Below are 19,083 nucleotides of genomic sequence, written 5' to 3' on the forward strand. Positions count from 1 at the left end.
AATTATCCAATCATTAATGAAAAAAGTTTGTTGTCTGTGTTAAGATATTGATAGTCGAAATGATGATTTTCTAACCTAAAAATTAAACCATCTAAATCTTCTTTTTTGTCTAATTCAATGCCAACTACTGCTGGACCTGTTTCTTTGTTGTTTTTTTGCGTGTATTGGAAATAGGTGATGTCATCATTTTCACCCAAAACTTCGTTCACTAATTCTTTCAAAGCGCCGGCACGTTGAGGAAAATTGATAATGAAATAATGTTTCAAACCTTCATATTGCAAACTTCTTTCTTTTATTTCCTCCATTCGCGTAATGTCGTTGTTGCTTCCGCTAAGCACACAAACCACATTTTTTCCTTTGATTTCTTCCTTAAAAAAATCTAAAGCCGAAACACTCAAAGCGCCTGCTGGTTCTACAACAATTGCATCTTCATTGTACAAACGCAAAATGCTCGAACAAACTTTTCCTTCCGGAACAGCACAAGTTGTTTCTAAACCTTCTGCACAGATTTTGTAGGTTTTTTCACCTGCTTTTTTTACAGCTGCGCCATCTACAAAAGGGTCAATCTTCGCTAATGCAACAGATTGTTTTTGTTTGATAGCTTCTGCCATACTTGCTGCGCCACTCGGCTCTACTCCAATAATTTTGGTGTTTGGACTAAGTGTTTTCATCACAGAAATAACGCCAGATGCTAAACCTCCACCACCAATTGGCACGAAAATATAATCGATTGGTTGATTGCATTGATTCAAAATTTCTAATGCAACCGTTCCTTGTCCTGCAATTACTTTTTCATCATCAAAAGGATGAATAAATGTAATATTTCCTTCTTGCGATAATTGATGCGCAAAAGCCGATGCATCATCAAATGTATCACCATGTAAAATGATTTCGATTTGATCTTTACCAAACCATTTTACTTGTTTTATTTTTTGTTGAGGTGTCGTTGTAGGCATCACAATTTTGCCTTTAATGTTTAATTGTTGACACGAATACGCCACACCTTGTGCGTGATTTCCTGCACTTGCGCAGATCACACCATTATTTTTTTCTTGTTCTGATAACTGAACGATTTTATTATAAGCACCACGTAATTTGTACGAACGGACGACTTGTAAATCTTCTCGTTTTAGATAGACATTCGCATCAAATTGACGACTTAAATTTTCATTGAAATCGAAAGGAGTGTTTTTGGCAACTCCTTTCAAATTCATTTGTGCTAAGTTTACTTCGTCAAGCGAAACGCCTAAGGTCTCAGTTTTCTCACTTCTAAGTCCCTTTGTCATAATTCACTATTTTCTTAGTTATTTTAATATTTGATTATGCCGTTTTTATGGTTTTCATAGCAGTCATTGCTTTACGAAGTTTTTTTCCCACAGTTTCGACAGGATGATTACGTAAAACATCATTTATGTGTACCAATGTCGCATTATCAACAGCATTGTCTTTTCCTTCGTTGTAATTTTTCCCAACAACATCTACGTTTACTTTTGTCATGAAATCTTTTAACAAAGGTTTACAAGCTTGATCGAAAAGATAACAACCGTATTCTGCTGTATCAGAAATCACTCGATTCATTTCGAATAATTTTTTACGCGCAATTGTATTCGCAATCAATGGTGTTTCATGTAAGGATTCGTAATAAGCAGATTCAGGTTTAATACCGGCTTCTACCATTGTTTCGAAAGCTAATTCAACTCCAGCACGAACAAAAGCAACCATTAATGTATAGTTGTCAAAATATTCTTGTTCTGTAATATTTGCATCGCCAGCTGGTGTTTTTTCAAAAGCAGTTTCACCAGTTTCAGCTCTCCATTTTAATAAGTTTTTGTCATCATTCGCCCAATCTTCCATCATTGTTTTACTAAATTCACCCGAAATAATATCGTCTTGATGTTTTTGGAACAATGGACGCATAATGTCTTTTAATTCTTCTGATAATTCAAAAGCTTTTACTTTAGCAGGATTGCTTAATCTATCCATCATACCGCTAACTCCGCCATGTTTTAAAGCTTCAGTAATGACTTCCACACCATATTGAACCAATTTTGAAGCGTAACCAGCATCAATTCCGTTTTCAACCATTTTATCGAAAGAAAGAATAGAACCTGTTTGTAAAAGACCGCATAAAATGGTTTGTTCTCCCATTAAATCAGACTTTACTTCTGCCACAAAAGATGATTTTAAAACGCCTGCTCTATGACCTCCAGTTCCTGCGCAATATGCTTTTGCTTGGTCAAGTCCTTTACCTTCGGGATCATTTTCTGGGTGAACTGCAATTAATGTTGGAACTCCAAATCCTCTTAAATATTCTGCTCGAACTTCTGAACCTGGACATTTTGGAGCAACCATGATTACTGTAATATCTTTACGAATTTGTACACCTTCTTCTACGATATTGAATCCATGAGAATATAAAAGTGTAGCACCTTGTTTAATAAGTGGTTGAACAGTATTGATAACTTGCGTATGTTGTTTATCTGGCGTTAAATTCGCAACAACATCAGCATTTGGGATTAATTCCTCGAAAGTACCAACTGTAAAATTATGACTTGTTGCATTTTTCCACGAATCTCTTTGTTGTTCAATCGCTTCTTTGCGTAATGCATACGAAACATCTAAACCGCTGTCGCGTAGATTTAATCCTTGGTTTAATCCTTGCGCACCGCAACCTACAATCACAATTTTTTTGCCTTTTAATGCTTCTGTACCTTTTGCGAATTCTGAGTTATTTAGAAATTCTGCTTGTCCTAGTTGATATAATTGGTCTCTTAATGATAGAGAATTAAAGTAATTAGTCATTTTTGTTTTTTTTAATAAAATTATTTGTTGAATTGTTTGTCTTTACATCGTGAAAACTGAGTTTCCTTCGTTTAGGAATTCATTTTCGATTACTTCTTTTGATGGCTCGTCTTTTTCGAATTGTAATAATTTTTCATGGAAACCAGCACTTGCTTTTATAATGGCTATTCTAGCTCCACGAACAAATTCTATTAAGCCATATTTAGTCAGCTCTTGTGTTAGATTATCAATTTCCTCACGATGACCAGCTGTTTCAAAAACTGTATAATCATTACGGATTACGACTGTGTTTGCACCATATTGACGTAACAAACGTTCTACATATGCCTTCTCTGCAATAATATTGGTTGGAACTTTGTATAAAGCTTGTTCTTGCCAAATTAATTCATCATTATTGTTGAAATAAGCTTTAAGAACGTCTATTTGTTTCTCAATTTGCATGCAAAGTTTTCGAACAACTTCTTCAGATTCTTCAATTACAATTGTAAATCGGTGTACATTTTCTATTTCTGATGGAGAAGTGCTTAAACTTTCAATATTAATTTTTCGTCGAGTAAAAATTCCTGCAACTCTTCCCAAAATTCCTATGGAATTTTCTGTATATAGCGTAATTGTATATTCTTGTTTTGAGTCCATAATAATTTATTTTAATCTAATTTCAGAAACACTTGTACCTTGTTCTACCATAGGAAATACATTGTTTTCTTTTCCTACCATAACTTCTAAAAGATAAGAACCATCATGCTCTAACATCTCTTTTAAAGCATTTTTCAAGTCGTTTCTTGCTTCTATTTTTTGACCTTCTATTTGGTAGGCTTTTGCAAGTGCTACAAAATCTGGACTTGTAATATCTACGAAAGAATAGCGTTTGTCGTTGAATAATTCTTGCCATTGACGCACCATTCCAAGGAAGCTATTGTTTAGGATTAATATTTTTACTTTAGCTCCAAATTGCATAATCGTTCCCATTTCTTGTAACGTCATTTGGAAACCACCATCTCCACAAACCATGACAATGTCTTTTTCTGGTGCTCCATACCATGCTCCAATTGCTGCAGGTAAACCAAATCCCATTGTTCCTAATCCTCCTGATGTAACCAAAAGCTTAGAATCTTTGAATTTCGCGTAACGACAAGCCGACATCTGATGTTGTCCTACGTCTGTCACAATAACGGCTTCTCCTTTAGTTAATTCATTTAAGGTATTGATAACCTCAGCCATAGATATCACATCAGTTGTTGGATGGAATTCTTTATTAATAACTTCTGTACGTTCTTCTTTTTCGAGATCTCTAAATTCTTTTAACCATTGAGAATGATCATTAGGATGAATCAAATTTGTTAATAACAGAAGTGTTTTTTTACAATCTCCCCAAACAGGGACAGCAACTTTTACATTTTTACCAATCTCTGCTGGGTCAATATCAAGATGAATCACTTTGGCTTGTTTTGCATATTTGTCTAAGCGTCCAGTTACGCGATCATCAAACCTCATTCCTATGGCAATTAATACATCGCAATCATTTGTTTTAACATTAGGTGCATAATTACCATGCATACCTAATAAACCTACATATTGTGGATGATCAGTATCTAAAGAACTTAATCCCATCAAAGTTGTTGCTACAGGAATTCCAGATTTTTCTAAGAAATCGTTTAATTCTTGTTCAGCTTTTCCAAGTAATATTCCTTGACCAATAATCGCAAATGGTTTTTTTGCTTGATTAATAAGTTTAGCAGCAGCTTTTATATATTCAGTTCTTATCTCTGGTTCTGGTCTATAACTGCGAACATGCGTGCATTTCTCATACTTTTTCTTTTCGATAAGTTGTATTTGAGCATTTTTTGTAATGTCAATTAAGACAGGTCCTGGTCTTCCAGAGCGAGCAATATGAAATGCTTTTGCTAGAACATCATTTATTTCTTCTGCATCAGTAATTTGATAATTCCATTTCGTGATAGGATTAGTAATATTGATAACGTCAGTTTCTTGAAAAGCATCCGTTCCTAAAAGAGAAGCGAAAACTTGCCCTGTGATACATACAATAGGATTGCTATCAATCATGGCATCTGCAATTCCAGTGACTAAATTCGTTGCGCCTGGACCACTCGTGGCAAAAGCTACACCTACTTTTCCTGAAGTTCTTGCATAACCTTGCGCAGCGTGAATGCCTCCTTGTTCATGACGAACTAAAATGTGTTCTAATTTATCTTTGTAATCATACAAAGCATCATATATAGGCATAATTGCGCCACCAGGATAGCCAAAGACTGTTGTAACTCCTTCGGACAATAAAGCGTTAATAATCGCTTGTGAACCTGAAATTTGAGTTGGTTTATTGGTCAGTAAGACATCCTTCTGAAGCGTTTCCGACTTGCTTTGCGTATTTGTATAAGACTCCATTTTTTACTTTTAATGCGGGTTGTTTCCAGTTATTTTTTCGATTTTCTAATGTTTTTTCATCAATCAAAAGGTTTAATTCATTTTTGTTGATGTCAATTTCGATGAGATCATTATTTTCGACTAATGCGATTGGACCTCCTTCAAAAGCTTCTGGTGTTATGTGACCGACGACAAATCCGTGTGTTCCTCCGCTAAAACGTCCGTCTGTAATCAAAGCGACTTTATCTCCTAATCCAGCTCCAATAATGGCAGATGTTGGTTTCAACATTTCTGGCATTCCAGGGCCACCTTTCGGACCTTCGTTTCGGATGACGATAACGCTTCCAGCTTTGATTTGTAAATCTTCAATTGCTTTTAAAACTTCAACTTCGCTATTAAAAACTTGTGCTTTTCCTTTAAAATAAAAACCTTCTTTTCCAGATATTTTAGATACCGATCCGCCAGGAGCAAGGTTTCCGTAAAGCATTTGTAAGTGTCCAGTTTCTTTTATGGGATTAGATAATGGACGAATAATATTTTGTTTAGAGAAATCTAAATCAGGAACCGATGCTAAATTTTCGGCTAATGTTTTTCCAGTAACCGTTAAACAACTTCCATCGATTAAATCTTCTTGTAACATATACTTTAAAACAGCAGGAACTCCACCAACTTTACTCAAATGTTCCATCAAGTATTTTCCACTAGGTTTTAAGTCTGCTATTACTGATGTTTTATCGTTAATTGCTTGTATATCGTCTAATGATAATTTGATATTCATAGTCGCTGCAATTGCTAATAAGTGCAAAACAGCATTTGTGCTTCCGCCTAAAACAACAATTGTTTTGATTGCATTTTCTAAAGAATTCTTCGTGATGATATCACTTGGTTTAATATCTTTTTCTAATAAAATTCTTAGATAATGTGCCGCAGTTGTACATTCGTTTTTCTTTTCTTGACTAAGAGCAGGGTAAGACGAAGAATAAGGTAAACTCATTCCCATTGCTTCAATCGCCGCTGCCATTGTGTTTGCTGTATACATTCCGCCACAAGCACCTGGACCAGGACAAGCATTCTGAATGATTCCACAAAAATCTTTGTCATCAAGATTTCCGTTTAATTTTTTTCCTAATGCTTCGAAAGCAGAAACAATGTTTAATTCCTCTTCTTTGTAATGTCCCGGAGCAATTGTTCCACCATAAATCATGATCGAAGGACGGTTTAAACGTCCCATTGCCATAATCGATCCTGGCATGTTTTTATCACAACCAGGAATAGTAATTACGCCATCGTAAAAGTGTCCTGCACAAACAGTTTCGATAGAATCTGCAATGATTTCTCTACTTACTAAAGAGTAGCGCATTCCTGAAGTTCCGTTGGTAATTCCATCGCTAATTCCGATAGTGTTGAACTTCAATCCGATTAGGCTTTCGGCTTTCATTCCATCTTGTACCAACTGTGCAAATTGATTTAGGTGCATATTGCAAGTATTTCCATCGTACCCCATGCTTGCAATTCCGATTAATGGTTTTTTAAGGTCTTCGTTTGTTAAGCCAATCCCATGTAACATCGCTTGTGACGCGGGTAAAGTGTCATCTTGCGTAACGGTTCGACTATGTTTGTTTAGTGCTTTGTTGTTGTTTTTCATCACTATTTATTTGACATTGTTTGTATTAAAAACATAAAAAAAAGCCACCCTGAATAAAGGTGGCTCATAAAAAATCGTTCAAAAAATTTGTCATAAAACCACCTTTCCTAATCGTAAGACCAAGACTAAAATAATAATGATAATAATGACGAAATTGTTTTGCATAATATTGTTTAATTAATTTTTCTCCATAAAAAAAGCCACCTCGTTAAGAAGTGGCTTTAATTGTTATTTTGTACGTACACAACTAATTACCACTCCCTGGGATAAGAATGACTAAAATAATCAAGTTGATAATGTTGTGAACTAATTTCATTTTCTTTTTTTGATAAGCCAAAGCTAGGATTAATTTTTTTAACTTAGCTCAACTTTTTTTATAAATTTTCCGAAAAATTTTCATTAATTGAAAATTCGCATTTTAACATTGCTTTTTTTAAAGATTGTTTAAAAATAAGTTTATAAAATTTTATATTTGCAAAACTTTGGAACAGAAAACTATTCACAACGTTTTTAGCTTATACGATTCTTCAGATTTCGTACAGAAGCTTATTGTCAATTTTAAAAATAATCCACAGCATAAAGTCAATATCAAAGGTTTTTTAGGTTCAGGATTGAGCATTATAACTGGTCATTTATATGATCGTGTTGCGCGTCCTACGATTCTAATTTTTGATGATAAAGAAGAAGCGGCTTATGTGTTAAATGATTTGGAAACTTTGTTTGATAAAGAACAAATTCTATTTTTTCCGTCTTCTTATAAGCGTCCTTACGAAATTGAGGAAGTAAATAATGCAAATGTTGTTATTAGAACAGAGGTTTTAAATGTATTATCGCATTCGAAACGCCCAAAAATTGTGGTGACATATGCGGAAGCCTTGTCTGAAAAAGTAGTGACAAAAAAAGCGCTTTCTACGAATACACTTAAAGTGAAGGTTGGAAATGATTTAGGAATTGATTTCTTAACGGAGGTTTTATCTTCTTATAATTTTCATCGTGTTGATTTTGTTTCTGAACCGGGAGAATTCTCGATTCGTGGTGGAATTATAGATGTTTTTTCGTTTTCGAATGAGCATCCTTATCGAATTTCGTTGTTTGGTGATGAGGTGGAAACCATCAGAACGTTTGATATCGAGAATCAATTGTCCATTGCAACGACAAAAGAAATTACGATTATTCCAAATCTTGAGAGTAAATCGATTAACGAAAAACGAGAAAGTTTCTTAGAATATATTTCGAAAGATAGTTTAGTTATCGCGAAAAATATTTCTGTTTTAGCGAAACAAATCACCAAGAATTTTGAACAAGCGGAAGTTGCTTTTTCAGAATTGAAAGGAGAAATTAAACAAGCAGAACCGAATCATTTATTTTTGAATGAGAATGCATTTCTTCAACAAATTTCATCTTATGGAGTTATTGAATGTTCCATGAAATCTTATTTTGAAACAGTTGAAGAAATAGAATCACCATTCAAACCTCAACCAAGTTTTAATAAGCAATTCGAGTTATTAATTGATGATTTGAATGAGCATAAAGCCGAAGGTTTCAAAAATGCACTGATTTGTTCCAATGAAAATCAAATCAAACGTTTCGAAGAAATTTTTGATGATATCGGAAAAGAAGTTTCATATATTCCCGTTTTGGGATCTATTTATCAAGGTTTTATTGACGAAGAAATCAAATTAACGTGTTATACGGATCACCAGATTTTTGGTCGATATCATAAATTCAATCTTCGAAATTCATTTTCCAAAAAAGAAGCGATTACGCTAAAGGAAATCAATTCGTTGCAAGTTGGAGATTTTGTGACGCATATAGATTATGGGATCGGAAAATTTGCAGGTTTGGTACGATTGAATAATAATGGCGTAACGCAAGAATCAATCAAATTGATTTATCAAAATAATGATATTCTGTATGTTAATATTCATTCGTTGCATAAAATTGCAAAGTTTAGAGGAAAAGATGGCGCTGAGCCAAAAATTTCAAAACTTGGATCTCCAGCTTGGAAAAATTTAAAGAATAAAACCAAAGCTAAAGTAAAAGAAATTGCTTTCGATTTGATTAAATTATATGCGAAACGCCGTGCCAGAAAAGGTTTTGCGTATTCGCCTGATACGTATTTGCAAAATGAGTTGGAAGCATCTTTTATTTATGAAGATACGCCCGATCAGTACAAAGCGACGCAAGATGTAAAAACGGATATGGAATCTGAACGCCCAATGGATCGTTTGGTTTGTGGAGATGTTGGTTTCGGGAAAACAGAGGTTGCGATTCGTGCGGCGATGAAAGCAGCTGTTGATGGAAAACAAGTTGCTGTTTTAGTGCCAACAACGATTTTAGCTTTTCAACATTTCAAGACATTTTCAGAGCGTTTACGAGATTTGCCTGTGAAAGTTGCTTATCTCAATCGATTTGTAACAGGAGCAAAGAAAAAAGCTGTTTTAGATGGTTTAAAATCTGGTCAAGTTGATATTGTGATAGGAACGCATCAATTGGTTAATCCAAAAATTGAATACAAAGATTTGGGATTATTAATTGTGGATGAGGAACACAAATTTGGTGTTGGTGTAAAAGATAAATTGAAAACACTTCGCGAAAATATTGATACATTAACCTTGACTGCGACGCCAATTCCGCGTACACTTCAATTCTCGTTGATGGCTGCGCGTGATTTATCGGTTATCAAAACTCCTCCACCAAATAGACAACCTGTCGATACGCAATTGGTTGGTTTTAATGAAGAGATTTTCCGTGATGCGATTATGTATGAAATGCAACGTGGTGGACAAGTTTATATCATTCACAATCGTGTGCAATCGTTAAAAGATATTGCTGGAATGGTACAACGATTAGTTCCTGATGCGAGTGTGGCGATTGGTCATGGACAAATGGATGGGAAAGAATTAGAAGCCGTTTTACTCGATTTTATTGATGGTCGATATGATGTTTTTGTGTCAACAACTATTATCGAATCTGGTTTAGATGTTCCGAATGCGAATACGATTTTAATTAATGATGCGCAGAATTTCGGTTTGGCAGATTTGCATCAAATGCGTGGACGTGTTGGTCGTAGTAACCGCAAAGCGTTTTGTTATTTGGTTGCGCCACCACTTTCGGTTTTAACGGACGAAGCGCGTAAACGTTTGCAAGCAATTGAGCAGTTTTCTGATTTAGGATCAGGATTCAATATTGCGATGAAAGATTTAGAAATTCGTGGAGCTGGAAATCTTTTAGGTGCTGAACAAACAGGATTTATGATGGATATCGGTTTCGAAACGTATCAAAAAATCTTGAATGAAGCGATTGAAGAATTGAAAGAAACAGATTTCAAAGATTTGTTCGAAGATCAAAAATCGGAAGAAGTAAAATCGTATGTATCGGATGTGCAAATTGATTCGGATTTACAAATTATGTTCCCCGACGAATACATTGAAAGTTCGGAAGAGCGTTTATTGTTGTACAAAGAATTAGCTGATGTCGAAACTGAAACAGAATTACAAACGTTTAAAAATAATTTGATTGACCGCTTTGGAAAATTACCAATTGAAGCCGAAAATTTATTGGAATCAATTCAACTGAAATGGATCAGTAAAAAATTAGGTTTCGAACGTTTGGTGATGAAAAATGGTGTTTTATTGGCTTATTTTATTAATAAACCACAAAGCGAATTTTATCAGTCAGATGAATTTAGATTAATTTTAAATTACGTTCAAAATAACCCTAAAAACATCAATTTTAAGGAAAAATCACCCAAAAAAGGAGAAGAGTATCCAACATTGTTAGTACGATTTGAACATATTAAAACTGTGCATGAAGCACTGCAAAATCTACAAAATTTATTAATTCATTAACTTTTTTAAGTTTTAATTAGTAATCTAATAAAATACATAGGGAGAATTGACCAAGTTGTTAGTTCTCCTTTTTTTATTCAATCATTAAACTTCCGATATAGATAAATAATATATAATTTATCATATAAAGAACTATAACTAGCTGAAAACTAATTTACATAAATAATATGATATTTTATTATTATTTTTATCGATAAAATATTAGTTGGAAAAATAGTAAAGTAGTTATGGAAACAGCATCAAGTTATATTCCTATTCTCATTCTTTTTGTGATTGCTTTTGCGTTTGTAGCGGGTACTATCGTTGCGACACATTTTCTTGGGCCATCGAGAAAGACAGACGAAAAATTAGAGAATTTCGAGTCTGGGATTGAGAAAGTTGGAAATGCAAGACAGCCATTTGCAATTAAATACTTCTTAGTAGCCATTTTATTCGTGTTATTCGACGTAGAGGTAATCTTCTTTTACCCATATGCAGCGAATTTTAAAGAGTTAGGTTGGGAAGGTTTTGCAGCAGTTGTAACATTCGTTGGATTATTCTTTGTGATGTACTTGTATGTACGCAAAAAAGGAGCTCTTAATTGGGAAAAATAGAGCGATTAAAATTCTAAAATAATAGTATAATGATTCATAATAAAAGACCAGTAACACACAATACCAATGTGAAGATTGTAGAGTCTCCAGGAGGTTTTGAAGGTGAAGGTTTTATGGCGATGCAACTATCAAAAGTAGTTGGATTAGCGCGTAAAAACTCTATTTGGCCTTTACCATTTGCGACAAGTTGTTGCGGAATCGAGTTTATGGCGACTATGGGTTCGACATACGATTTGGCACGTTTTGGATCTGAGCGTTTGGCTTTTACGCCTCGTCAGTGCGATTTGTTGATGGTAATGGGTACAATTTCTAAAAAAATGGCACCAGTTCTGAAGCAAGTTTACATCCAAATGGCAGAACCTCGTTGGGTGATTGCTGTTGGCGCTTGTGCAAGTTCGGGAGGAATTTTTGATACATATTCGGTCTTACAAGGAATTGATGAAGTAATTCCAGTAGACGTATATGTGCCAGGTTGTCCGCCTCGTCCAGAAGCAATTATCGATGGTGTAATGCGTATTCAGGAGTTGGTAGAGAGCGAAAGTGTTCGTCGCAGAAGTAGCGAAGAATATCAACAACTTTTAGCAAGTTATGGAATTAAATAAGTTGAAATAATGGACAATTCATTTATAAAAGACCGTTTGGTTCAGAAGTTTCAAGAAAATATATACGGATACGAAGAGCATTTCGGTGTATTGACTTTATACGCTAACAAAGATTTCAATCTAAAGATTTTACAATATTTATATGATGATGAGCAATTATCTTTCAAATTTTTGAAGGATTTAACTGCTATTCATTATCCTAATAATGTTGGAGAAGAATTGGTTGTAACCTATTTAGTTTATAATCTATATGAAGGAGTTGAGGTTCGATTAAAATTTGCTTTACCAATCGAAAAACCTTCGATTTTTACCGCAACTAAATTATTCGAAACAGCTAACTGGTTAGAGCGCGAGGCGTATGATTTCTATGGAGTTGATTTTGTAGGACATCCAAATTTAATTCGTGTCATGAATGTTCCAGAAATGGATTATCATCCGTTACGCAAAGAGTTCCCATTAGAGGATCAAACACGTAAAGACAAAGACGACGATATGTTTGGTCGTGGTGGAGATTTTAATTACGGAGGTTTTAATGTAAAAGCAAATTAACCATGGGAAAAGAGAAAACTAAAAAATTAAAGCATCTTGATCTTCCAGATGGTTCGTTAGAAAAAAGCACAATTACCTTAAACTTAGGACCTACGCATCCTGCAACACATGGGGTATTTCAAAATATTTTAGAGATTGATGGTGAAATCATCAAATCTGCGGTTCCTACAGTTGGGTATATTCACCGTGCTTTTGAGAAAATTGCTGAACGCAAACCTTTGTACCAAATTACACCTTTAACAGACCGATTGAACTATTGTTCGGCGCCGTTAAATAACTTAGGTTGGCACATGACAGTTGAGAAATTCGTTGGAATTGAAGTTCCAAAACGTGTTTCTTATTTGCGTGTTATCATTATGGAATTGGCTCGTATGGCAGATCATATTGTATGTAACTCGATTATGGGTGTTGATACAGGAGCATTTACAGGATTCCTTTATATGATGAAATACCGCGAGTTGATTTATGAGATTTACGAAGAAATTTGTGGTTCTCGTTTAACAACAAATATTGGTCGTATCGGTGGTTTCGAACGTGATTTTTCTGAAGTTGCTTGGACAAAAATCCATCGTTTCGTGAGAGAGTTTCCAGATGTCTTAACAGAGTTTGAAAACTTATTTTTACGTAACCGAATTTTTATGGATCGTACACAAGGAGTAGGAGGAATTTCGGCTGAACGTGCATTAAATTATGGTTTCACAGGACCAAATTTACGTGCGGCTGGTGTAGATTATGATGTTCGTGTAGCGAAACCATATTCTCGTTACGAAGAATTCGAATTCGATATTCCAGTTGGTACAACGGGAGATTGTTACGATAGATTCTTAGTTCGTGGTCAAGAAATGTGGCAAAGTTTAAGTATCATTAAACAAGCAATTGCAAAAATTGATGCATTAGAAGGAGAAGAAGCAACGCAATATCATGCTGATGCTCCAGACTTTTATTTACCACTAAAGAAAGATGTTTACACAAAAATGGAAGCGTTAATCTATCACTTCAAAATTATTATGGGAGAGGTAGATATGCCAAAAGGAGAAATTTATAATTCAATCGAAGCTGCAAATGGTGAGTTGGGTTATTATTTCGTTTCTGATGGTGGACGTTCGCCATACCGTTTACATTTCCGTAGACCTTGTTTCATTTATTATCAAGCTTATCCAGAATTGATTGAAGGATCAATGATTTCAGATGCCATTATCACAATGAGTAGTTTGAATTTGATTGCTGGAGAATTAGATGCTTAATAAAAATTATTAAAAATGGCAATTCAATTTTCAGAAGAAACACAACAAAAAGTAGATAAAATCATTGCACGTTATCCATCGGATAAAAAACAAAGTGCATTGATTCCTTTACTTCATGTCGCACAAGCTGAGTTTGGTGGTTGGTTAGACACTCCTCATTTAGATTATGTTGCAGAAGTATTAGAAATTTTACCAGTAGAAGTTTACGAAGTAGCTTCATTTTATTCGATGTTTAACTTAAATCCTGTAGGGAAATTTGTGTTAGAAGTTTGTCAAACAGGACCTTGTATGTTAAGAGGTTCAGACAAAATTATTGAACACATCAAAACAAAATTAAATATTGAAGCTGGTGGAACTTCGGCAGATGGTTTATTTACATTAAAACCAGCCGAATGTTTAGGAGCATGTGGTTACGCGCCAATGCTACAGTTAGGAAAAACGTATCGTGAGAATTTAACGATCGAGAAAGTAGACGAATTAATCGAGGAATTGAAAAAATTAGCATAATGGGACAAAAATTACTGTTAAAAAATATTGATGTTCCAGGAATTCGTCAGTATCAAGCTTACCGCGAAAACGGTGGTTATGCAAATGCTGAAAAAGCATTTAAAATGACAACTGATGAAATCTTAGAAGAAGTAAAAACTTCTGGTTTAAGAGGTCGTGGTGGTGCAGGTTTCCCAACTGGAATGAAATGGAGCTTTTTGGCAAAGCCAGAAGGTGTTCCAAGACACTTAGTGGTAAATGCAGACGAATCTGAACCAGGAACGTTCAAAGACCGTTTCTTGATGGAATATATTCCTCATTTATTAATTGAAGGAGTTCTGATTTCATCATTCTGTTTAGGTTCTAATACATCATTTATTTATATCCGTGGAGAATATGCGTGGGTTGCAGAAATTTTAGAAGAAGCAATCGACGAAGCAAAAGCTGCTGGTTGGTTAGGTAAAAACATTCAAGGAACAGGTTTCGATTGCGAAATTTATGTTCAACGTGGAGGTGGAGCTTATATCTGTGGTGAGGAAACGGCATTGTTAGAATCGTTAGAGGGTAAACGTGGAAATCCACGTCTAAAACCACCTTTCCCAGCTGTTAAAGGTTTATGGGGAAGACCAACGGTTGTAAACAATGTAGAAACAATTGCAGCTATTGTTCCAATTATTGAGATTGGAGGAGAAGCATATTCTAAAATTGGAGTTGGACGTTCAACAGGAACAAAATTAATTTCAGCTTGTGGTAATATTAATAAACCAGGCGTTTATGAAATTGATATGACCATTACGGTTGAAGAATTTATTTATTCAGACGAATATTGTGGAGGTATTCCAAATGGAAAACGCCTTAAAGCATGTATTCCTGGAGGAAGTTCTGTGCCAATTGTTCCAGCAAACTTATTGTTAAAAACTGCAGAAGGTAAACCTCGTTACATGAATTACGAAAGTTTATCAGAAGGAGGTTTCCAAACAGGAACAATGATGGGTTCCGGAGGATTTATTGTTTTAGATGAAGATCAAGATGTTGTTTACCACACGTATACATTAGCTCGTTTCTATCGTCACGAATCGTGTGGACAATGTTCACCTTGTCGTGAAGGAACAGGTTGGATGGAAAAAATCTTGAAACGAATCGATGAAGGAAAAGGAAAAATGTCTGACATCGAATTGTTATGGGATGTTCAACGTAAAATCGAAGGAAATACAATTTGTCCATTAGGAGATGCAGCGGCTTGGCCAGTAGCAGCGGCAATTCGTCACTTCCGTGATGAGTTTGAATGGCATATTAATAATCCGGAAGAATGTTTGATGCGTAATTTTGGTTTAGCACATTATGCTGATCCAATCGAAATTAAAGAAACCGCAAATTAATACGAAGATGGCAGAAGAAACACCATTATTTAAAGTTACCATCGATAACGAAACGATTGAAGTACCTGCGGGAACAACGATCCTTCAAGCCGCTCGTATGGTTGGTAAAGAAGTAGCACCTCCAGCGATGTGTTACTACGGTAAATTAGAAAATACAGGAGGAAACTGTAGAACATGTTTGGTAGAAGTATCAAAAGGAAGTGAAGCAGATCCTCGTCCAATGCCAAAATTGGTTCCGTCTTGTCGTACAACAGTTATGGACGGAATGGTTGTAGGCAATAAAACGTCTGAGCGTACAGTTGAGGCACGTAAAGGTATTGTTGAATTATTATTAATCAACCATCCTTTAGATTGTCCAGTATGTGATCAAGCAGGAGAATGTAAATTACAAGATTTAAGTTACGAGCACGGAGCAGAAGCAACACGTTACGAATTTGATCGTCGTACATTCCCAAAAGAAGATTTAGGTCCAAATATTCAGTTGAACATGAACCGATGCATTTTATGTTATCGTTGTGTAAAAACTGCGGATCAAATCACAGGTTGTCGTGAGCATGGTGTAATGAATCGTGGAGATCACGCAGAAATTTCAACTCATATCAACAAAAGTTTAGATAACGAATTCATCGGAAATATTATTGATGTTTGTCCAGTTGGAGCTCTAACAGATAAAACGTTCCGTTTCAAAAATCGTGTTTGGTTCTTGAAACCAGTTGATGCACATCGCGATTGTCCGACTTGTTCTGGTAAAGCACAAGTGTGGTTCCGTGGAAACGAAGTTTTCCGTGTAACAGCTCGCAAAGATGAATTTAACGAAGTAAAAGATTGGATTTGTAACACATGTCGTTTCGATAAAAAAGATATCAACGATTGGACGTTAGAAAAACCATCAGAAATTTCTAAAGATTCTGTTGTTCGTCAAGGTCATTACTTTGAGAATAAAGTGGAGCCAAAAGAAACACTTCCGAAAGTAATCAAACGCGATCCAAAGATTTTATTAGATATTCACTCGGTTTCAGAAGTAAATGAACCAAATCGTGATTTATCTAAAATTGATGGACCAGCAACAAGTAAAGATTTTAAAGATTAATCATTCGTAAATAAAATTAACAAAATGACAGAAGAATTTATTGCTGATGCATTAGAAAAGTTAGCTTTAGTAGGCGTAATGATTGGTTTTGCATTAGTTGTTGCCATGTACTCTACTTGGGCTGAGCGTAAAGTTGCAGCATTCTTACAAGATCGTATCGGACCAAACCGTGCAGGTATTTTTGGTTTATTACAACCGCTTGCCGATGGTTTAAAATTATTCTCGAAAGAGGAAATTACACCAAAAGATTCGAATAAATTTTTATTCATCTTAGGTCCATCTTTGGCAATGATTGTAGCTTGTATGACAGGTGCAGTTATTCCATGGTCGACAGCTTTCGAGATTGGAGATCGTGTAGTTGTTCCTCAAATTGCAGATGTTAACATCGGATTTTTATACATTTTAGGTGTATTAAGTTTAGGTGTTTATGGAATTATGATTGGTGCTTGGGCATCGAACAACAAATACTCTTTAATGGGAGGTTTGCGTGCAGCTTCGCAGATTATTTCGTACGAATTACCGATGGGAATAGTGTTAATCACAATTTTGATGATGACAGGTTCTTTAAAATTGAGTGATATTGTACATTATCAACAAGAGCATGCGTGGTTTATCTTATTACAACCATTAGGATTTATTATTTTCTTGGTTTGTTCGTTCGCAGAAACTAACCGTACTCCGTTCGATTTACCAGAAGCAGAAAATGAGTTAATTGGAGGTTATCACTCAGAATATTCTTCGATGAAGATGGGATTCTTCTTATTCGCAGAATACATCAACATGTTTATCAGTTCTGTAGTAATTTCTACCATCTATTTTGGTGGATACGATATCCCATTTGTAGACGATGCAACATTAGTAAACTCTATCGGAGTGAATGGAACGGCAATTCTTAATTTCCTTTCATTATTCGGTAAAGCTTGTTTCTTCATCTTCTTCTATATGTGGGTGCGTTGGACGATTCCTCGTTTCAGATATGACCAATTAATGGATTTAGGTTGGAAAAAATTATTGCCTTTAGCATTAATCAATATGTTAATTACAGGCTTAGTGATTTTATTATTAAACAAGTAGAATCATCAAAATCATTAAAAGTATGAAACCAATTACAAATAGAGTAAAACAAGTAGAACGTAAACCCCTTACTTTTTGGGAAAGTATCTATTTGATTTCTATCGCAAAAGGGTTGATGATTACATTGAAGCACTTCTTTTCGAAGAAAGCAACAATTAGTTATCCAGAAAAACAAAGACCGTTTAGTCCTGTATTTAGAGGATTACACGTTTTGAATAGAGATGAAGAAGATCGCGAAAATTGTACGGCTTGTGGACTTTGTGCTTTGGCTTGTCCAGCAGAAGCGATTACAATGGAAGCAGCAGAAAGACTTCCTGGTGAAGAAAATCTTTACCGCGAAGAAAAATATGCAGCGAAATATGAAATTAACATGTTACGTTGTATTTTCTGTGGATTCTGTGAAGAAGCTTGTCCAAAAGATGCTGTTTATTTATCGCAAACAGTTCCACCAGCAAGTTTCAAACGTCAAAACTTTATCTATTCGAAAGAAGATTTATTAATCCCGAAAAAAGCTACAAATTAATGGAATTACCTATCATTTTATTCTATGTTTTGTCGAGCTTAACGGTGTTAAGTGCGCTACTAATGGTGTTCAGTAAAAATCCTGTACATTCCATTTTATATTTAATCGTAACATTCTTCTGCATCAGCGGACATTATGTATTGCTAAACGCACAGTTTTTGGCAATTGTAAATGTCATTGTCTATGCCGGAGCAATTATGGTATTGTTCTTATTCGTGGTGATGTTGATGAACTTGAATAGTGAAAAGAAATCATTTGGTCGACCAGCAAAAATATTAGCAGCGAGTTTAATCTCTTTGTTATTTGTTGCCTTGACAATTGGTATTTTCTCACAAAATCAAGCTTCTGCAAACACAGCTGTAGAAATGGGAACAGGTGATTTAGGATTGATTCACAACTTAGGATCATTGTTATATTCAGAATATGTTTTACCATTCGAGTTGAGCAGTATTTTGTTTATTTCTGCAATGATTGGAGCGGTGATGTTATCGAAAAAGGACGAAGAATTATTGGATTAAATATAAAAAGTAAAAGATGTTACCAATCAGTTATTATATTACTTTATCATTAATCCTATTCGGAATAGGAATGGCAGGTGTTATGCTACGTCGTAACGCAATTGTCATTTTTATGTGTATAGAATTGATGTTAAATTCTGTGAATTTGTTGTTAGTAGCGTTCTCAAAAATGCACTATCATGCAAATCCAGCATTAGAAAAAGGAACAGATGCACAACTTTTAGTATTCTTTATTATGGTTGTGGCTGCGGCTGAGGTTGCTGTAGGATTATCAGTGATAATTTTATTGTTCCGCAAAGTATACTCGGTAGATATTAATGTGTTAAATCGTTTAAAAGGTTAAGA

Annotated in this window: 17 protein-coding genes; 12 read left to right on the plus strand and 5 right to left on the minus strand. The window is 35.0% G+C overall.

Going from position 1 to position 19,083, the window contains the following annotated elements; translation table 11 throughout:
* Positions 1–2: 2 nt before the first annotated feature.
* The 5 genes from ilvA to ilvD are packed head-to-tail and all read right to left on the minus strand — an operon-like array spanning position 3 to position 6,829.
* Positions 3–1,286 carry a threonine ammonia-lyase IlvA gene (gene ilvA, locus G0Q09_RS08085; protein WP_219034511.1) on the minus strand — a complete coding sequence of 428 codons (1,284 nt, stop codon included), beginning with the start codon at positions 1,284–1,286 and terminating at the stop codon, positions 3–5.
* A gap of 34 nt (positions 1,287–1,320) precedes the next feature.
* Positions 1,321–2,802, minus strand: coding sequence for a ketol-acid reductoisomerase (gene ilvC / locus G0Q09_RS08090; protein WP_219034512.1), 1,482 nt, complete (start codon positions 2,800–2,802; stop codon positions 1,321–1,323).
* Positions 2,803–2,844: 42 nt separating this feature from the next.
* On the minus strand, positions 2,845–3,438 hold the full coding sequence (ilvN, locus tag G0Q09_RS08095; protein ID WP_038333453.1) for an acetolactate synthase small subunit: 594 nt from the start codon (positions 3,436–3,438) through the stop codon (positions 2,845–2,847).
* Positions 3,439–3,444: 6 nt separating this feature from the next.
* Positions 3,445–5,205: a biosynthetic-type acetolactate synthase large subunit gene (gene ilvB, locus G0Q09_RS08100; protein WP_219034513.1), complete on the minus strand. Its 1,761-nt coding sequence runs from the start codon at positions 5,203–5,205 to the stop codon at positions 3,445–3,447.
* Entirely contained in the window at positions 5,138–6,829 is a 1,692-nt protein-coding gene (gene ilvD, locus G0Q09_RS08105; protein WP_219034514.1) for a dihydroxy-acid dehydratase, read from the minus strand. Before ilvD ends, ilvB begins: the two co-directional genes overlap by 68 nt.
* Positions 6,830–7,311: 482 nt before the next feature.
* Here ilvD and mfd point away from each other — a divergent pair, with 482 nt between their 5' ends.
* From mfd to nuoK, 12 genes are all read left to right on the plus strand, one after another.
* Positions 7,312–10,680 (plus strand): transcription-repair coupling factor, encoded by a 3,369-nt coding sequence (gene mfd, locus G0Q09_RS08110; RefSeq protein WP_219034515.1) that lies wholly within the window; start codon positions 7,312–7,314, stop codon positions 10,678–10,680.
* A gap of 227 nt (positions 10,681–10,907) precedes the next feature.
* Positions 10,908–11,273: an NADH-quinone oxidoreductase subunit A gene (locus G0Q09_RS08115; protein WP_115002285.1), complete on the plus strand. Its 366-nt coding sequence runs from the start codon at positions 10,908–10,910 to the stop codon at positions 11,271–11,273.
* Between the two features lie 29 nt (positions 11,274–11,302).
* A complete protein-coding gene (locus G0Q09_RS08120; protein WP_038333376.1) occupies positions 11,303–11,875 on the plus strand; it encodes an NADH-quinone oxidoreductase subunit B in 573 nt (190 codons plus the stop codon).
* A 9-nt stretch (positions 11,876–11,884) separates the two neighbouring features.
* Positions 11,885–12,424: an NADH-quinone oxidoreductase subunit C gene (locus G0Q09_RS08125; RefSeq protein WP_038333373.1), complete on the plus strand. Its 540-nt coding sequence runs from the start codon at positions 11,885–11,887 to the stop codon at positions 12,422–12,424.
* 2 nt (positions 12,425–12,426) lie between these two features.
* On the plus strand, positions 12,427–13,668 hold the full coding sequence (locus G0Q09_RS08130) for an NADH-quinone oxidoreductase subunit D (protein WP_038333370.1): 1,242 nt from the start codon (positions 12,427–12,429) through the stop codon (positions 13,666–13,668).
* Positions 13,669–13,683: 15 nt separating this feature from the next.
* Positions 13,684–14,175 carry an NADH-quinone oxidoreductase subunit NuoE family protein gene (locus G0Q09_RS08135; protein ID WP_115002287.1) on the plus strand — a complete coding sequence of 164 codons (492 nt, stop codon included), beginning with the start codon at positions 13,684–13,686 and terminating at the stop codon, positions 14,173–14,175.
* Positions 14,175–15,533: an NADH-quinone oxidoreductase subunit NuoF gene (nuoF, locus tag G0Q09_RS08140; RefSeq protein ID WP_115002289.1), complete on the plus strand. Its 1,359-nt coding sequence runs from the start codon at positions 14,175–14,177 to the stop codon at positions 15,531–15,533. The genes G0Q09_RS08135 and nuoF overlap by 1 nt, the downstream gene beginning before the upstream one ends.
* A gap of 7 nt (positions 15,534–15,540) precedes the next feature.
* Complete coding sequence (locus tag G0Q09_RS08145) at positions 15,541–16,623, plus strand: NADH-quinone oxidoreductase subunit G (protein ID WP_115002357.1); 1,083 nt, start codon at positions 15,541–15,543, stop codon at positions 16,621–16,623.
* 24 nt (positions 16,624–16,647) lie between these two features.
* Complete coding sequence (gene nuoH, locus G0Q09_RS08150; RefSeq protein ID WP_019974862.1) at positions 16,648–17,697, plus strand: NADH-quinone oxidoreductase subunit NuoH; 1,050 nt, start codon at positions 16,648–16,650, stop codon at positions 17,695–17,697.
* A 22-nt stretch (positions 17,698–17,719) separates the two neighbouring features.
* Positions 17,720–18,220 carry an NADH-quinone oxidoreductase subunit NuoI gene (gene nuoI / locus G0Q09_RS08155; RefSeq protein ID WP_038333352.1) on the plus strand — a complete coding sequence of 167 codons (501 nt, stop codon included), beginning with the start codon at positions 17,720–17,722 and terminating at the stop codon, positions 18,218–18,220.
* Complete coding sequence (locus G0Q09_RS08160; protein WP_038333350.1) at positions 18,220–18,738, plus strand: NADH-quinone oxidoreductase subunit J family protein; 519 nt, start codon at positions 18,220–18,222, stop codon at positions 18,736–18,738. The genes nuoI and G0Q09_RS08160 overlap by 1 nt, the downstream gene beginning before the upstream one ends.
* Positions 18,739–18,754: 16 nt before the next feature.
* On the plus strand, positions 18,755–19,081 hold the full coding sequence (nuoK, locus tag G0Q09_RS08165) for an NADH-quinone oxidoreductase subunit NuoK (protein WP_219034517.1): 327 nt from the start codon (positions 18,755–18,757) through the stop codon (positions 19,079–19,081).
* Positions 19,082–19,083: the final 2 nt, after the last annotated feature.

Origin of the sequence: Empedobacter falsenii (genome assembly GCF_019308355.1) — a bacterium.
GTDB lineage: Bacteria > Bacteroidota > Bacteroidia > Flavobacteriales > Weeksellaceae > Empedobacter > Empedobacter falsenii_B.

What these genes read in the sequence shown, in the direction of transcription:
- ilvA (WP_219034511.1), bottom strand. Translation starts at nt 1,286, where the DNA reads ATGACAAAGGGACTTAGAAGTGAGAAAACTGAGACCTTAGGCGTTTCG.
- ilvC (WP_219034512.1), bottom strand. Translation starts at nt 2,802, where the DNA reads ATGACTAATTACTTTAATTCTCTATCATTAAGAGACCAATTATATCAA.
- ilvN (WP_038333453.1), bottom strand. Translation starts at nt 3,438, where the DNA reads ATGGACTCAAAACAAGAATATACAATTACGCTATATACAGAAAATTCC.
- ilvB (WP_219034513.1), bottom strand. Translation starts at nt 5,205, where the DNA reads ATGGAGTCTTATACAAATACGCAAAGCAAGTCGGAAACGCTTCAGAAG.
- ilvD (WP_219034514.1), bottom strand. Translation starts at nt 6,829, where the DNA reads ATGAAAAACAACAACAAAGCACTAAACAAACATAGTCGAACCGTTACG.
- G0Q09_RS08115 (WP_115002285.1), top strand. Translation starts at nt 10,908, where the DNA reads ATGGAAACAGCATCAAGTTATATTCCTATTCTCATTCTTTTTGTGATT.
- G0Q09_RS08120 (WP_038333376.1), top strand. Translation starts at nt 11,303, where the DNA reads ATGATTCATAATAAAAGACCAGTAACACACAATACCAATGTGAAGATT.
- G0Q09_RS08125 (WP_038333373.1), top strand. Translation starts at nt 11,885, where the DNA reads ATGGACAATTCATTTATAAAAGACCGTTTGGTTCAGAAGTTTCAAGAA.
- G0Q09_RS08130 (WP_038333370.1), top strand. Translation starts at nt 12,427, where the DNA reads ATGGGAAAAGAGAAAACTAAAAAATTAAAGCATCTTGATCTTCCAGAT.
- G0Q09_RS08135 (WP_115002287.1), top strand. Translation starts at nt 13,684, where the DNA reads ATGGCAATTCAATTTTCAGAAGAAACACAACAAAAAGTAGATAAAATC.
- nuoF (WP_115002289.1), top strand. Translation starts at nt 14,175, where the DNA reads ATGGGACAAAAATTACTGTTAAAAAATATTGATGTTCCAGGAATTCGT.
- G0Q09_RS08145 (WP_115002357.1), top strand. Translation starts at nt 15,541, where the DNA reads ATGGCAGAAGAAACACCATTATTTAAAGTTACCATCGATAACGAAACG.
- nuoH (WP_019974862.1), top strand. Translation starts at nt 16,648, where the DNA reads ATGACAGAAGAATTTATTGCTGATGCATTAGAAAAGTTAGCTTTAGTA.
- nuoI (WP_038333352.1), top strand. Translation starts at nt 17,720, where the DNA reads ATGAAACCAATTACAAATAGAGTAAAACAAGTAGAACGTAAACCCCTT.
- G0Q09_RS08160 (WP_038333350.1), top strand. Translation starts at nt 18,220, where the DNA reads ATGGAATTACCTATCATTTTATTCTATGTTTTGTCGAGCTTAACGGTG.
- nuoK (WP_219034517.1), top strand. Translation starts at nt 18,755, where the DNA reads ATGTTACCAATCAGTTATTATATTACTTTATCATTAATCCTATTCGGA.